The 16,351-nt window shown below is 59.9% G+C and carries 10 protein-coding genes; 3 read left to right on the top strand and 7 right to left on the bottom strand.

Going from position 1 to position 16,351, the window contains the following annotated elements; translation table 11 throughout:
- Positions 1–9: 9 nt before the first annotated feature.
- The 3 genes from A8O26_RS18210 to A8O26_RS18200 all read right to left on the bottom strand — a co-directional run bounded on the left by A8O26_RS18210 (position 10) and on the right by A8O26_RS18200 (position 3,529).
- On the bottom strand, positions 10–1,260 hold the full coding sequence (locus A8O26_RS18210; protein WP_003206307.1) for a sarcosine oxidase subunit beta: 1,251 nt from the start codon (positions 1,258–1,260) through the stop codon (positions 10–12).
- 20 nt (positions 1,261–1,280) lie between these two features.
- Positions 1,281–2,534: a serine hydroxymethyltransferase gene (locus A8O26_RS18205; protein ID WP_007913117.1), complete on the bottom strand. Its 1,254-nt coding sequence runs from the start codon at positions 2,532–2,534 to the stop codon at positions 1,281–1,283.
- Positions 2,535–2,818: 284 nt separating this feature from the next.
- The gene (locus tag A8O26_RS18200; protein WP_064119211.1) at positions 2,819–3,529 is read right to left on the bottom strand and encodes a TraX family protein; all 711 of its coding nucleotides are present in this window, start codon (positions 3,527–3,529) and stop codon (positions 2,819–2,821) included.
- Between the two features lie 126 nt (positions 3,530–3,655).
- On the opposite strand from A8O26_RS18200, the gene A8O26_RS18195 reads away from it, so the two are divergent.
- Together A8O26_RS18195 and A8O26_RS18190 are read left to right on the top strand one after the other, a co-directional pair.
- On the top strand, positions 3,656–4,696 hold the full coding sequence (locus A8O26_RS18195; protein WP_064119210.1) for a threonine aldolase family protein: 1,041 nt from the start codon (positions 3,656–3,658) through the stop codon (positions 4,694–4,696).
- Between the two features lie 84 nt (positions 4,697–4,780).
- On the top strand, positions 4,781–5,605 hold the full coding sequence (locus tag A8O26_RS18190; protein WP_064119209.1) for an SDR family oxidoreductase: 825 nt from the start codon (positions 4,781–4,783) through the stop codon (positions 5,603–5,605).
- A 181-nt stretch (positions 5,606–5,786) separates the two neighbouring features.
- Here A8O26_RS18190 and gbcB read toward each other — a convergent pair whose 3' ends face one another.
- Positions 5,787–6,887, bottom strand: a complete 1,101-nt coding sequence (gene gbcB, locus A8O26_RS18185; protein ID WP_007911227.1) for a glycine-betaine demethylase subunit GbcB — start codon at positions 6,885–6,887, stop codon at positions 5,787–5,789.
- 297 nt (positions 6,888–7,184) lie between these two features.
- On the opposite strand from gbcB, the gene gbcA reads away from it, so the two are divergent.
- Positions 7,185–8,480, top strand: coding sequence for a glycine-betaine demethylase subunit GbcA (gene gbcA, locus A8O26_RS18180; RefSeq protein ID WP_008083155.1), 1,296 nt, complete (start codon positions 7,185–7,187; stop codon positions 8,478–8,480).
- A 111-nt stretch (positions 8,481–8,591) separates the two neighbouring features.
- Here gbcA and A8O26_RS18175 read toward each other — a convergent pair whose 3' ends face one another.
- From A8O26_RS18175 to A8O26_RS18165, 3 genes are all read right to left on the bottom strand, one after another.
- Positions 8,592–9,836, bottom strand: coding sequence for a metallophosphoesterase family protein (locus A8O26_RS18175; protein ID WP_064119208.1), 1,245 nt, complete (start codon positions 9,834–9,836; stop codon positions 8,592–8,594).
- Between the two features lie 25 nt (positions 9,837–9,861).
- Positions 9,862–11,730, bottom strand: coding sequence for a hypothetical protein (locus tag A8O26_RS18170; RefSeq protein ID WP_064119297.1), 1,869 nt, complete (start codon positions 11,728–11,730; stop codon positions 9,862–9,864).
- 136 nt (positions 11,731–11,866) lie between these two features.
- Positions 11,867–15,319, bottom strand: a complete 3,453-nt coding sequence (locus tag A8O26_RS18165) for an alpha/beta fold hydrolase (RefSeq protein ID WP_064119207.1) — start codon at positions 15,317–15,319, stop codon at positions 11,867–11,869.
- Positions 15,320–16,351: the final 1,032 nt, after the last annotated feature.

The raw sequence follows: 16,351 nt of genomic DNA, 5'->3' as shown, positions 1-16,351 counted from the left end.
TTTCTCCTGTTAGTGGGCGACGGCAGCAGCGCCGTGTTCGTCGATGAGTGCGCCGTTGTGGAAACGGTCGATGGAAAACGGTGCGGCCAACGGGTGCATTTCACCCTTGGCCAGACTCGCAGCAAACACGTTGCCCGAGCCAGGAGTTGCCTTGAAGCCACCGGTGCCCCAACCGCAGTTGAAGAACATGTTCGGTACCGGGGTTTTCGAAATGATCGGGCAAGCGTCCGGGGTGGTGTCGACGATGCCGCCCCACTGGCGGTTCATGCGTACGCGCGACAGCACCGGGAACATCTCGACGATCGCTTGAATGGTGTGCTCGATCACCGGGTACGAACCGCGTTGACCGTAGCCGTTGTAGCCGTCGATACCGGCGCCGATCACCAGGTCGCCCTTGTCGGACTGGCTGATGTAACCGTGCACGGCGTTGGACATGATCACGCTGTCGATAATCGGTTTGATCGGCTCAGACACCAGCGCTTGCAGCGGGTGAGATTCGATCGGCAGACGGAAACCGGCGAGCTTGGCCATGTGCCCGGAGTTACCGGCGGTGACCACACCGACACGCTTGGCACCAATGAAACCCTTGTTGGTTTCAACGCCGATGCACACGCCGTTTTCCTTGCGGAAACCGATCACTTCGGTCTGCTGGATCAAGTCGACACCGAGGGCGTCGGCGGCACGGGCAAAGCCCCAGGCCACGGCATCGTGACGGGCGACGCCGCCGCGACGCTGAACGGTTGCGCCCATCACCGGGTAGCGGGTGTTTTTCGAGCAGTCGAGGTACGGAATCTCGTCAGCGACTTGCTTGGCGTTGAGCAATTCGCCATCGACGCCATTGAGGCGGTTGGCACTGACCCGACGCTCGGAATCACGAATGTCCTGCAGGGTGTGGCACAGGTTATAGACGCCGCGCTGGGAGAACATCACGTTGTAGTTGAGATCCTGTGACAGGCCTTCCCACAATTTCATCGCGTGTTCGTAAAGGTGCGCCGACTCGTCCCACAGGTAGTTAGAGCGAACGATGGTGGTGTTGCGCGCGGTGTTACCGCCGCCCAGCCAGCCCTTCTCGACCACGGCGACGTTGGTGATGCCGTGTTCTTTCGCCAAATAGTAGGCAGTCGCCAGACCGTGCCCGCCGCCGCCGACGATGACCACGTCGTAGACTTTCTTCGGCGTTGGCGTGCGCCACATGCGCTGCCAGTTTTCGTGGTGGCTGAGGGAGTGTTTGAAGAGGCCGAAGCCCGAATAGCGTTGCATAGTCAGTTACTCCAGAACACTCAGCGATAAACCGGGAAGTCTGCGCACAGGGCCGACACTTGCTGGGCAACATTGGCCTCGACATCGGCATCACCGAGGTTGTCGAGGATGTCGCAGATCCAGCCAGCCAACACTTCGCACTGGGTCACCTTGAAACCGCGCGTAGTGACCGCCGGGGTGCCGATGCGCAGACCCGAGGTCACGAACGGCGATTGCGGGTCGTTCGGCACGGCGTTCTTGTTGACGGTGATGTGCGCGCGACCGAGGGCGGCGTCAGCGTCTTTGCCGGTCAGGCCCTGACGGATCAGGCTGACCAGGAACAAGTGGTTGTCGGTGCCGCCGGACACTACATCGTAGCCACGTTTGATAAACACGCTGGCCATCGCCTGAGCGTTGTCGATCACTTGTTGCTGATACGCCTTGAAGCCTGGCTCCAGCGCTTCCTTGAAGCACACGGCTTTACCGGCGATGACGTGCATCAGCGGGCCGCCCTGCGCGCCGGGGAATACGGCGGCGTTGAGCTTCTTCTCGATCTCTTCGTTGGACTTGGCCAGGATCAGCCCGCCACGTGGGCCGCGCAGGGTTTTGTGCGTGGTGGTGGTGACCACGTCGGCGTACGGCAGCGGGTTCGGGTACAGACCGGCGGCAACCAGACCGGCGACGTGGGCCATGTCGACGAACAGCAGCGCGCCGACCTTGTCAGCGATCTGACGGAAGCGCGGGAAGTCCAGAGTCTTCGAGTAAGCGGAGAAACCGGCGACGATCATTTTCGGCTTGGATTCGACGGCCAGTCGCTCGACTTCGTCGTAATCGATCAGCCCGGTGTCGGTGTTGATGCCGTACTGCACAGCGTTGTAGAGCTTGCCCGAGGACGACACTTTGGCGCCGTGGGTCAGGTGACCGCCGTGGGCCAGGCTCATGCCGAGGATGGTGTCGCCCGGCTGGATCAGCGCCAAGTAAACAGCACTGTTGGCCGAAGAACCGGAGTGCGGCTGGACGTTGGCGTAATCGGCGCCGAACAGTTGCTTGGCGCGTTCGATGGCCAGCGCTTCGACTTTATCGACGTGCTCGCAGCCACCGTAGTAGCGCTTGCCCGGATAGCCTTCGGCGTATTTGTTGGTCAGGCCGCTGCCTTGCGCTTGCATCACGCGTTTGCTGGTGTAGTTCTCCGACGCGATCAGCTCGATGTGATCTTCCTGACGTTGCTCCTCGGCATTCATCGCCGCCAGCAGTGCATCGTCGTAACCCTGGATCTGGTCTTGCTTGCTGAACATCGCGTCTCTCCCAGCGGCATCTGTGCGCCATTCGTCTCGGTAAGGCACTGGCAATCACGGCAGTGCCCTTTGATGCCGATGGTATGACCGGCGCAGACAGCTCAAATGCCTGCGCGCGCCACGCAAAGGTGCGTTTACGACATGGCTGGAAATGCCCTGACAAACACCATCCTCAATATGACGAAGAACCCTGTGGGAGCGAGCTTGCTCGCGAATAGGCCGTGTCAGTCAGCATCAGTGCTGGCTGATACACCGCTTTCGCGAGCAAGCTCGCTCCCACAGGGTTATGTGAAGAGTTGGCGGACGGCGAGCAGCAGGAGAAAATGCGCGGGATACAGGGCGTAAGCCCAGCGGCGCATCGGCGGTGGCTGGAGATGTCGCCCATGTCGCAACAGGAACATTCCGAGCACTGGCGCGAACAGACAGGTGGCGATGCCGAAAATGGCAACGCTATTACCGAAGATTGCCGATTCACAAAGCACTTGCCATTGATTGGCAGAGAGACAAATCAATCCCGCCAGCAAGCTGAAATACCACGGCCGGCGAAACACCAGCAGCATCGCCAACGGCAGCAGAGCCCCGTAGAAGCCGAACATCAGTCGCTCCGTGAACACAGCGGCCAACACCAGCGCCGCGACACCGAGCAATCGCGACATGACCGATGGATCCTGCCACCCACGCGCCACCAATAACCCCAGCGCCAGCGTCGGCATCACATTCAACGTATCGGGCTCTGGAATGTACAACCGGTAAGGAATTTCACTCACCGCACTGAACAGCAACAACCAGCCCAGATAGCGCCACTCCATCCTCCGCGAACCATCCCGCGAAAGATTCGCCGCCATCGCCAGACAAAACCACGGAAACGCCAGCCGCCCCGGCACATACAACCAATCGGCGGAGAACCCGACATATCGCAGGTGATCGAGCAACATGCTCAGCAGCGCCAGCCACTTGAGCAGATCCAGCGCGCCGTCGCGTTTAGTCAGGTGCATAATCGGCCTGCGTCCATGTAATGTTCTGACAGCGACATCCCGTGTGCTCCCCGGAAGATCTTCGGTAAAGTGCGCACCATCATTGACCACGAGCCTTCACAAGAGTCTCGACCACGGAAGCCGGCCATGACCGACAAGAGCCAACAATTCGCCAGCGACAACTACTCCGGTATCTGCCCTGAAGCCTGGGCTGCAATGGAGCAGGCCAACCACGGCCACCAGCGCGCTTACGGCGACGATGAATGGACCGCACGCGCGTCCGATCATTTCCGCAAACTGTTCGAAACCGACTGCGAAGTGTTCTTCGCCTTCAACGGCACCGCGGCCAACTCGCTGGCCCTGTCGTCGCTGTGCCAGAGTTACCACAGCGTGATCTGCTCGGAAACCGCCCACGTCGAAACCGACGAATGCGGCGCCCCGGAATTCTTCTCCAACGGCTCGAAACTGCTGATCGCCGGCACTGAAAACGGCAAGATCACCCCGCAATCGATCCGCGAAGTCGCGCTCAAGCGCCAGGACATTCACTACCCGAAACCGCGCGTGGTAACGCTTACCCAAGCCACCGAAGTCGGCAGCGTCTACACCCCGGAAGAAGTCCGCGCCATCAGCGCCACTTGCAAGGAGCTGGGCCTGCACCTGCACATGGACGGCGCGCGCTTCTCCAACGCCTGCGCGTTCCTCGGCTGCTCGCCAGCGGATCTGACCTGGAAGGCCGGGGTTGACGTGTTGTGCTTCGGCGGCACCAAGAACGGCATGGCCGTGGGTGAAGCGATCCTGTTCTTCAACCACAAACTGGCGGAAGACTTCGATTACCGCTGCAAACAGGCCGGGCAACTGGCGTCGAAAATGCGCTTCCTCTCGGCACCGTGGGTCGGCATCCTCGAAACCGACGCCTGGCTCAAATATGCGCGCCACGCCAACCACTGCGCGCAATTGCTCGCGGAACTGGTCAGCGACATTCCCGGCGTCGAACTGATGTTCCCGGTCCAGGCCAACGGCGTGTTCCTGCAATTGTCGGAACCGGCGATCGCCGCGCTGACCGCGAAAAACTGGCGCTTCTACACCTTCATCGGCAAGGGCGGCGCACGCTTCATGTGCTCGTGGGACACCGAAGAAGAACGCGTCCGCGAACTGGCCCGCGACATCCGCGAAGTCATGTCCGCCTGACCTGACTACACGGGTTGTGCTTCTGCTTGGTCTACATTGTCTGTCGAGCCCTCCGCTCACAAAACAATAAGCAGGAGCATCGGCATGTCGTTACAAGGCAAAACCCTGTTCATCACCGGCGCCAGCCGTGGCATTGGCCGTGAGATTGCGCTGCGTGCCGCCAGGGACGGGGCCAATATCGTGATTGCGGCGAAAAGCGCCGAACCTCACGCCAAACTGCCCGGGACCATTCACAGCGTCGCCGCCGAAGTCGAAGCGGCGGGCGGCAAGGCCTTGGCATTGCAAGTGGATGTGCGCGATGAAGACGCGGTGCGTCAGGCACTGGCCCAAGCCAACGAACATTTCGGCGGCATCGATGCGCTGGTAAACAACGCCGGGGCGATCAAGTTGACCGGCGTGCAACATATCGAACTCAAGCGTTTCGACCTGATGCACCAGATCAACACCCGCGCGGTGCTGCTGTGCAGCCAGGCCGCCCTGCCCTATCTGAAGAAATCCGCCGGGCACATTCTCAACCTGTCGCCGCCACTGAATCTGGCGAGCAAATGGTTTGCGCAGTTCAGCCCGTATACGGTGACCAAGTACGGCATGAGCATGCTGACGCTGGGGATGAGCGAGGAATTTGCCGGGTACGGGATCAGCGTCAATTCACTGTGGCCGCAGACGATGATTGCCACGGCGGCGATTGAGTTTCAGTTGGGGAATCGGGAGTCGTTCAAGCAGGCGCGAACGCCAGCGATCATGGCGGATGCGGCGCATGTGATTCTGGATAGCAGCGGGCGGCAGATTACCGGGCGGTTGTTGATTGATGAGGAAATTTTGCGGGAGAGCGGTGTGACGGAGTTCGGTCAATATCGCTTTGATCGAGAAAGCGACGCGGCACTAATGCCGGATTTGTTCGTTGACTGAAAAGCCCCTCACCCTAGCCCTCTCCCGGAGGGAGAGGGGACTGACCGTAGTGTTTATCAGAGTTACGCCGACGTGAAATACCGAGCCGAACTCACATTTTGAAAAGCCCAAAAATCGGCCCCCTCTCCCTCTGGGAGAGGGCTGGGGTGAGGGGTAAGCCGTACGCAAAAATTCGCCCCACTCAGAAATCGATACGCACATCCCCCTTAGGCACGCTGCAGCACGACAGAATGAACCCCTCGGCCTCGTCGTCCTCGGTAATCCCGCCGTTGTGCTCCATCTCCACCTCGCCGCCCAGCTTCAGCACCTTGCACGTCCCGCAAATACCCATGCCGCAAGCTTTCGGAATCATCAACCCCAGCTTGGCCGCCGCCGCATGCACAGTCTCACCCGGGGCCACCCGAATGCTCTTGCCGGACGAAGTGAACTCGACCTGATGCAGATCCGCCGCATCGATCTCCGGCGCATCCGCTGCCTGTTCGGCTTGCTCCACCGCATCGGCACGCGCTTCCGGCGGCGTAGCACCGAACGATTCCTCGTGATAACGCGACATGTCGTACCCGGCCACTTCCAGCAACCGCTTGACCGCGTTCATGTACGGCGTCGGGCCGCAGCAGAACACTTCGCGCTCAAGGAAATCCGGCACCATCAATTCGAGCATCTTGTGGTTCAGATAACCGCGATACCCGGCCCACGGTTCACCCAAGCCATGCTTCTCACAAATCAGGTGCAGGCTGAAGTTGTCGATCCGCGACGCCATGTGTTCCAGCTCGCGGTGGTAAATGATGTCTTTCGGCGAGCGCGCGCTGTGGATAAAGGTCATGTCGACGTTGGCGTTGGTGTCGTAAAACCAGCGCGCCATCGACATGCACGGCGTGATGCCGACACCGCCGCTCAGGTACAGGACTTTCGGGCTCGGGAAATCGATGGCGTTGAACAGCCCGACCGGCCCGTGCACCGCCAGCTCCTGGCCTTCATGCAACGTGTCGTGCAGCCAGTTGGAAACCTTGCCGCCCGGCACCCGTTTGATCGTCACCGAAAAGCTGTACGGCACCGACGGCGAACTGGAGATCGTGTACGAACGCATGATCGGCTGGCCTTCGATTTCCAGCTCCAGGGTGACGAACTGCCCGGGCTTGAAGAAGAACAGGATCGGCTGGTCAGCCATAAAGCAGAAGGTGCGCACGTCCCAGGTTTCCTGGATGACTTTGACGCAACGGACGATGTGTCGGCCATTGGCCCAGGTCTGGGTGGTGACCGGATTCAGGAAGCTGTTGGACATGCTGTTCTCCACGGCCGACTGTCGGCCTCATGTCGGCGATTCTGCGTATAGCGCGAACCGCCCGTTTACCTATCCGCGACATCGGCATACTTATCGCGACCAGCCCCCAACCACCGGGGGTTGCGCGTCGGGAACAGATTGCACCATGTCGCCCATGGATAAGGTTGCACCCTGCGCCGGGCCCACACTCGCCCCAACACCAAGACAGCTTCTTTACACCTTGCGTAGCACCCGTTAGCAGCACACCTGATCAGCCACTTTTCGCCGGCCACGCAGATGGCCATGAGGATCACATCGATGGACGTCACCGCAAAAATCAGCCTGGGCGATCCGCTGGAACCCGCACGCAAGGCCACCGCACAAATGCTGCAAGAGCGCGAGCGCACCTTTTCGCTGCCGCAACCGTTCTATAGCGATGAGCGCCTGTTCGATATCGACATGCAGGAGATCTTCCAGAAAGAGTGGTTGATCGCCGGCATGACCTGCGAGATCCCGGCCAAAGGTAATTACCTGACCCTGCAGATCGGCAAGAACCCGATCATCGTCATCCGTGGCGCCGAGGGCGTGGTGCATGCGTTCCACAACGTCTGCCGCCACCGTGGCTCGCGCCTGTGCACCAGTGAAAAAGGCAAAGTCGCCAAACTGGTCTGCCACTACCACCAGTGGACGTACGAGCTGGACGGTCGCCTGCTGTTCGCCGGCACCGAAATGGGCGCCGACTTCGACATGAAGCAGTACGGCCTCAAACCGGTGAACGTGAAAACCGCCGGCGGCTACATTTTCATCAGCCTGGCCGAGAACCCGCCAGCCATCGATGACTTCCTGTCGACGCTGAACCATTACATGGAACCGTACGACATGGAGAACACCAAGGTGGCGATCACCACCACCTTGATGGAAAAGGCCAACTGGAAACTGGTGCTGGAAAACAACCGCGAGTGCTACCACTGCAACGCGTCGCACCCGGAACTGCTGAAAACCCTGCTGGAATGGGACGACGTCACCGACCCGCGCGCCGATCAGGCGTTCAAGGATCACGTCGCCGCCTCCGCTGCCGCCTGGGAAGCCGAGAAGATCCCGTACGCCCACGCCAGTTTCGGCCTGCGTAACCGTATCGTGCGCATGCCACTGCTCAAGGGCACCGTGTCGATGACCCTCGACGGCAAACAGGGTTGCGCGAAACTGATGGGCCGGATCAAGAACCCGGATCTGGGTTCGATGCGCATCCTGCACCTGCCGCATTCGTGGAACCACTGCATGGGCGACCACATCATCGTCTTCACCGTGTGGCCGATCAGCGCGCAGGAAACCATGGTCACCACCAAGTGGATCGTGCACAAGGACGCGGTTGAGGGCGTCGATTACGACGTCGAGCGCATGCGCCAGGTGTGGGATGCGACCAACGATCAGGACCGGCGTCTGGCTGAGGAAAACCAGCGCGGGATCAACTCGACGGCGTATCAGCCAGGGCCTTATTCGAAGACCTATGAGTTTGGCGTGGTCAACTTCGTTGATTGGTACAGCGAGCGCCTGTTGAACAACCTCGGCGCCGAGCCTGCGCCTTACCTCAAAGGCGTCCCCGTCCAAGGCTAAAAGCAAAAGCTTCGTCGGATCGCCGCCCGGAGCAAGCTCGCTCCCACATTTGGAATGCGTTCCACCTGTGGGAGCGAGCCTGCTCGCGAAGAGGCCGGCTCAGTCACCGCTTCACTTCGATGACCACCTCACCGATCCATCCTCGCCAATAAACTCCTCAAATATCTCCTCTCCCACCAACCTGATCTTCGCGTACCCGTTCAACACCCGCAGCGGATAAGCCGGGTCGTTGGCATCCTGCGTCTCTGACCACAACACTCGCGAATGCCCGTTCAGCTCACTGGAATTGCCATAAGGAATCGCCCCGTGCCCGGCGCAACGCGCCTGCAAACCGCCCTGCTGCGCATAGACGATGCCATTGTGCAGATGCCCCCAATACCAGTAATCCGGCTCGCGCCCCAGTGCATCGCACACCGGTTGATACAGCGCAGTCTTGTTGTGCCCGGAAATATCGAAGCCCTGATGATGGCTGAGCACCATGATCTTTTTGCGTTTCGGCAGACCTTTCATCCACTGGATCTGCGGCTCGTTCAAGGTGCCGTCCATGTACAGGTTCATCGCGTCCGACGCATAGGCAGAATCCAGCCCGACCACCAGCCAGTCATCGTTGATCAGCGCAAAATAGCTGGTGCCCTGCTGCCCCGGAAAACGTTTGTTCAACTCCTTGAAGTAGCCGTGGGCGCCGCTGTACATCTCGTGGTTGGAGTTGAGGGTGAACGAACCATGCGTCCCCATCGGCCAACCGGCCATGTCGACGTCTTCCTGGGAATGACTGCCGGCGTAATACACATCGCCCAGGTGAATGGTGAAATCCGCCTGCGCCAGTTGCATCTGATTGGCTACCGACACCGCCGGTGCGTGGCTGTCGAACGGCCCGGTGCCCCAGTCGCCGGCAATCGCCAGAGTCACCTCGCGATCCATTTGCACCACCGCCGGGTCGGTGCCGAACGTCGCGTGATGGCGCAGGTTTTCGATCCACTTCAGCAGCGCCTCACTCCACAACAGATCAAGCAGTTCCCACTTGCGACACCCGAGCAGAGTGCCGTCCTTAAGCACCCGGGTTGCCAGTTGATCGGGCGATTGCGGCAGCGGCGTGGCATTGCCGATGCGCAGGATCGACAAACCGTGCGACAACTCCCACGGCACGGCGGGTTCGTCGTCCGGCAACTCGCCGTTTTTCAGCACGTACTGCGCCTGATCGTGCCCACGCTGGAGCAACTTGATGATCGCCTGAAACTCCTGCGGCTCCAGTTCGCTGATGAGTTTCATCCAGGCCATTTCCATGCGCGTGAACAAGCCGTGAATGCGCACTTTGACCTTGTCGTACTCGTGTTCCCAATGACTGACCAGTGACATGGCAAATTCCTCTATCCGTAAGGGTTCACAGGGTTTTCATGAATTCGATCAGCGCACGCTTGTCGTCGTCCGACAGCGTCGTGCCGTACAGGTGACCGCTGTTGTGGTTGCCCTCCAGGTGCGTGTCGTATGTGAAGTCGGCTGAGGCTTTGGCCTGGGCGCCGCTGGTGACGAAACCGACGTTGACCGGGTCGTAAACATCCGAACCGGTAATGAACACCTGCGGACGTTTTTCCGGCGGTTGTAGCAAGTCCCACAAAGTCGGCACCGAGCCGTTGTGCAGGTACGGCGCGCGCAGCCAGACGCCATCGGTCGGCGTGTTGCTGTAGCTCTGGGTCTTGCGGTAGGCGCCGAAATCGAACGGCGGTTTTTTGAAGGAGTGGAACGCGGCCACCAGCCCCGTGGTGAACGAGTCGAGCCGATGCGGATCGGTGCCGAGCTGATCGATATTGGTGGTGACCTGCCCGGTATCGGCGCGACCGAAGTCATGACAAGCAGCGCAGTTCGCTTCCCAGATCGGCTTGCCCTGGGTGACCTTGGCCTGATCCAGCGCCCACGGCCACGTCGGCGCCTTGTGCCCGAGCAGCCAGTTGGTCACGCGATTGAAGCTGGGCGGCAGTACCGACTCCGGCGTCGCACCCACGGCCATGGCGGCGGCGTAGTTGCGTTCGTGGATCTTGTTGTTATTGCCGTCCCAGTGCAGGTACATCGATTCGCGCGGTTTCTGGTTCCACACCTGCGGCAGGTCGACGGTGCCGATAGTCGAGTCATCCGGGAAGCCGAACACCACCATTTTCGTCGGGTTGAACGTGTCGGTGCGGCCCGGGCCCTGTTGCGGACGCAGCTTCTGCCAGGCGTAGGCCTGTTTCTGCTTGAGCAGTGCGCTTTTCGCCATCGGCATGATCAGGTAGCGGTTGTAGAGTTTCTCGAAGAAGCCCAGCTGGAACTTGCTGTTGATCGCCGCCATCACCGCGTCGGTGGTGAATTTCGGGTCGCTGGCGCAATCGTAGGCGAACCACTGGAACGCTTGCAGTTGCAGGGTGTTGGCCGGCGCGCTAGGGACATTGACGGCAACATCGCTGGCATTGGCGCGGTAGGAACCGGTGTGGCACAGCGCGCAGTTCGGCTCGACGGTCGGGTAGCCAATCTGCCGTTTGGCCATGCCGATCGGCAGGTCCTTGCCGTTTTCGAAGAGGAAGCCGAAGACTTCCCAGCCACCGGGTTTGGGCATTTTCTCCGGACACATTTGCGGCAGCACGGCGAACAGGTAATAGGGGATGCGCGCTTCGATGCCGAGGCCAATGGCGGCGTATTTGTAGTGATCTTCGTCCGAGGCGTATTGCTGTTCGGGAACAACGCGGAGCATCTGATACCAGGTTTGGTAACCGATGAAGCCGAGCACCGCGGCCACCACCAGCGTGCCGACCTTGAAGGCGTGGCTCTGCCATTGCCGCTGCCACGCCGCGCGCCACTCACGGCAACCATCGCAGAGCAGTGCCCACGGCCGGTTTTCCGGCGATGTGCCGAGGTACAGCAAAATGCCGAGGATCAGAAAGAAGCTCAGGTCGCCCATCAGCATCGGCACGAACACCGAACCTTGAATGCTGGTGTTGATCAGGTAAATCCAGAAGATCACCGCGATCAACCGCGTCAGCACACACAGCCAGGAATGCACCACGTAGCGCGGCGCGTTGAAACCCGACGGCATGTAAAACACGCTGATGCCGACCAGCAGCATCCCGGCGTTTTCCAGCCATGGGTCGGAGAGTTGCGGCGGCAAACCGACCACCGATGTCAGCAATCCCGGCGCGAACAGCGCGGGGATGGCGAACACCATGTTCATCGCAATGCCTAGCCAGATGAAGCGTTGAAACCAGCGGATGTAGCTGTCCATATCATCCATTTCCTTGTGCAGACCCAAGAGATGCAGCGCCTGACCTGCCGCTTTCGCGAGCAAGCTCGCTCCCACATTGGAATGCGTGCCCCTGTGGGAGCGAGCCTGCTCGCGAAGCGGTCGACTCGGTCTGCAGTCAGCCGAGGGCCGTTTTCTCTAGGTGTTCAAGGATGATCGGATAGACATCGACCACCGCGTTCTTGCCGAACATGCAGTCGATGTGGCCGTAGCCCGGCACCACTTGCCGGCTATAGCGCTCTGGCCCGTGCATATCGCACAAACGCTGGTAGGTCTTGAGGGTGCTTTCCGGTAGATAGCACTGGTTGTCGGCGCCGCTGATAAAGCAGATCGGCATGGTCAGCCGGTCAAAGTGCGGCATGTACACATCGTTGCCTTTGAAATCCACCAGGTGCCCTTTGCGCACGATCAGCGCCAGGTGCTCGAAGGTCTCGATGTTCGACTCGCCGAACAACTCGTGCAGGTTGTCGTGCAGGGTTTCGTTGAGGGTGTCGTGGCGATACAGCGACGCGTACATGAAAGTGATGCGGTGGCACACCGGGTTGGTGCAATAGCCCTGCGCCTCGATCCGCGCGTAGCCATTGAGGGCCTTGTCGTAGAGCTTGTTGAACCAGTTCTCCTTGCTGTCGGCGTACGCGGTCATCGACTTGATGCCGATCGCATCGAGCATCCCCGGCAAGTGCAAACCGGCCTTCAAACCCGTCGCCGTGGCGACCACCGTGTCCGCAGCAATCTGCGAGCAGACCACCGAACGCACGCCCTGCAACCCGGCGAGCAGCGACATGAAAAACGTCGTCGCGCCATAGCAATGCACCACGCATTGCACGTCTTTGGCGTTGGTTTGCTGCTGGATCTGCGCGATGGCAGCCTTGAAGTCATACTGGGCAATCTGGTCGCCGTTCCACTCCTTCTTGCTCGCCGGCAGCAAAATGCTCACGCGAAAATCCAGCAGCCACACGTCATAGTCGTGCTTGCACAGGTATTCGAGAAGGTTGGTCTGGATGGTGTCGGTGGAGAAGATATTCGACCCCACCCCCAAGCCATGCACCAGCATCACCGGGCCTTTGCTGCCAGCCTGATAACGGGTCAGCCGCAGCTCCACGCCGTCTTCGGTCGGGAAGAAGTGCACCGCCGGTACGGGTGCATCGAGCGGTCGTTTCAGCCGTGGCGGTGCGTCGGGGTTGAAGTAGATATCGCCGGCAAACACGCCGCCGTAACTTTCCCAGAGAATCCCGGCGAAGAACTTGCCGAACCGCGCCAGCCCTTCGATGCGCTCACGCTCGTTGCGCGCGTTGAGGACTTTCATGGTGGTCATCTGTTTGGCGAAATCGGTCGGATGGATGTGCATCACCCCGGAGCCGATCACCTCGCCAGTCTTGTCCGGCCCGCGATACAGCGTCACGTAGAGCGTGCTGGTGTCGTGCCAGATGTTCAGCACGCCGTTGTCTTCCGGCACGGTTTTGAAGGCGCTGAAGAAATAGTCGCTGCCGTCCTCGGCGGTCAGTTTCATGTCGTATTTCATGTGGCGCGTATCGACCTGCTGCTCGAACTGCTCGAACAGGTTGAACACGCCGTTGCTCGCTGTCAGCGGCTGCGGCGACAGCGCCGGCGCGTTCACCGTGCCGACAATGGTCGCTGCGTGTTCCGGCTCCTTGATCATCCGGTTCATGTCATTGGCGGTGATGGTCAGGGTGAAGTCGATCGGCGAATTATCCGCCTCGCCGCGTTTGGCTGCCGCTTCGTAGACTTTCAGATCGGTGCTTTGCGCAGCGGTGAAGGCGCGAGAGAAATAGCCCTTCATGGTTTCGGTGAACTGCACGCCAAGGGTCGGCGGCGCCACCGCTTTGCGTGGCGCCGAGGGCAGCGTGTAGTCGATCTGCCAGCCACGGTCGGCGGCAAGCAGGCTCATGTTGCGCTCGCTCACGGCGGAAATCGTCAGCAACGGATTCACCGCCAATGACGTCGGAATCACCGCGCCATCGGTCACGTACAAATTGGCGTAGACATCGCTGCCACTGGCGCCACTGAACACCTGGCCCTTGTGATTGACCACGCCTTGCGCCGCGTCTTCACCCATCACGCAACCGCCCAACGGGTGCACCGAAACGATGCTGTGCTTGAGCAATTTGGTCCAGATCGGATTCTCCACCCAGACCCCGCCCAACGCCTGGGTGCTCTGCTGCAAACGCTGGTTGCCGAGTTTGAAGTTCTCCTGCTCGCCAACGCCGGGCCAATCGATGCGCAGTTGATCTTTATTGTCGAGGATCATCCGCCCCTGGCCGCTGTCGTGGCTCATGATCAGGTAGGTCTGCATGTTGTGCAGTGCGCCGTAATACGGGCCGCGCAGGAAGCTTTCCGCTTCTCGCTCCTTGTATTTCACCTTGGCGCTGAAACTGTCGTCGCTGGCCACGCCGATCATCTCGGCAAACCCGGCCATCGCCGGCACCATCGGCCGGCCGAGCGCGCCGGGGATCGAGCCTTCTTCGATGACCATGCGGCTGCGCCAGTCGCCTTCGGTGCGCATGTCGATGACCGAAGTGATGCACGGACCGACCGGGTGCAATTCCTTGGCCGGGTGCGCGCCAAAACCGATGCCGTTGATGACCTGTTCGCAGTTGTGGCCAAAGCCGAGGATGTCGCCATTGCCGCTCATGTTCTCGCCGAGCTGGCCGGACATCACCACGCCTTTGTCACGCGTGCGCAGGAGGATTTCCGTGGAGCCGAGCGTGCCAGCGGAGACCACGACGATGTCAGCCTTCACAAACAACGTTGGCGCGGAAAACTTCTCGCGACCGCTGTCCAGATACTGAAAGTGCACGATCCAGCCATCACCATCGCGCTCCAGGTGCCGCACTTCCGCCTGACAGAAAATCTCCGCGCCGTGGTTCCAGGCGTCCGGCAGATAGTTCATCAGCGTGGTGTTCTTGGCCTTGTTGTTACAGCCCGACACGCAGTCGCCACACTGGTTGCACGGCAGTTGCTCAACACCGACGTGGTTGAGGTTATTCGGCAATTTGTCGAAGGTCACGTTGATCGGCGGCTTGTAGAAGTGCGCGCCTTGCTTGAGGTAATCCGCCGATTTTTTGTTGGCGTCGAGTTTGGGCAGATTCGGCGCAGTGCTCGGATAAGGATTGGGTTTGAGCATTTCCCGGGCGCGGGCATAACCGTCCTTGAGCAACGTGTCGCGGTGCTCACGTACCGCTTGCGGCCAGCGCGGGTCATCAAACACACCCGGCTCCGGCTCGAGGGCAACGTTGGCATTGATCAGCGACGTGCCGCCGAGGCCGCAACCGACCACGACGTTTTGCTGAGCGTTGACGTGCAAGTCGAACAAACCGGTGCGCGAGCCGATATGACCATCCGGGTCATGCACCTGCAGTTCTTCGGTAGCGGCGATCATGGTGTTGGGGTATTCGCCGGGCTGGATTTCCCGACCGCGTTCGAGCAGGCACACACGCTTGCCGGCACGGGACAGGCGCGACGCAGCAATGCCGCCGCCGTAGCCTGAACCGATAACGATGACATCGTAGTGTTCCTTGATCTCGCTGATGGGCGTTGCGATCCGTGTCATGAGGTGCATCCTCTAATCAGGCAGATGGGAGCAACTCTGCGGTTGCCTGCAATCAATGGGCGAACGGGCACCTGGCCTCCGGAACGAGTCCGGCGACAGCACAGCGGTCTGGCAGGTCGAGCGCGCTACAGGCGAGCGTGCTGATTGGCGGCGCGCCGAAGCGTGCGCTTGCGTGGAACGGGCGGGGGGCGGTGCGACGGGCTATCCATCATGCGTTCTCCCAGAACCTGATGTGGATAAGTGACGGCTGTCCTTGTGCCATTGCAGTGAAGACAGCGCTGGAATCGAAGTCAAGGCAACGCCTTAGAACTGTATGAAATGTGATCAATTGCCGTTTGGACTATGCAGGGCGGGGCTTGCAGGGTTTGGCGAACAAGTTATCCACATAGCCACCCACAGCAAATGGGGGTAACTGTGGATGACTCGGAAAATAACGGACTGATTTGTGAAGAAAAATCGTGACTTATCCAGAAGTACGGTTTGCGAGAGGCATTGGCTGTTTTTTGATCACATCCTTGAAAGCCACGGTTTTAATGACCTGTAGCGGATGGCAAACACGTTATCCACAGAAGCACCAACAGAGTTCGGGGGTAACTTTGGCTTTGCTGTGGAAAAGCGCTGGAGGCTGTGTGAAATCGGGGTTTGCGTGGGAGTTTTGCGTAGAAACAGCTGATTTGATTGTTTTTTGATCGATTCTTCGCAGGCCACGGTTTGTATGGGTCTTAGCGGATAGCGAACATCTTATCCACAGAAGCGCCAACAGAGATTGGGGGCAACTTGCTCAGTTATCCAAGAGAAAAAGCCCTGAAAATCCGTGACTTAGGCTGGTTGTTTTTTGATCGGAGGGCTGTAGGGCTTGATTGGCGTGGGATCTAGAGAGGGGCGAACACGTTATCCACAGATCCGCCAACAGGGATTGTGGGTAAACAGCTACCCTCATCGGAACGCCGCCCGCCCAGCCCTCTCCCAGAGGGAGAGGGAGCCGACCGAATCGCCTATTTGAACCCCATCGACCTGAACGAACATTGCGAT

It is taken from the genome of Pseudomonas fluorescens (assembly GCF_001648775.1).
Lineage (GTDB): Bacteria > Pseudomonadota > Gammaproteobacteria > Pseudomonadales > Pseudomonadaceae > Aquipseudomonas > Aquipseudomonas fluorescens_M.
The sequence above is the reverse complement of the archived record's forward strand: the minus strand, read 5'-3'. Positions and strand labels throughout refer to the sequence as shown.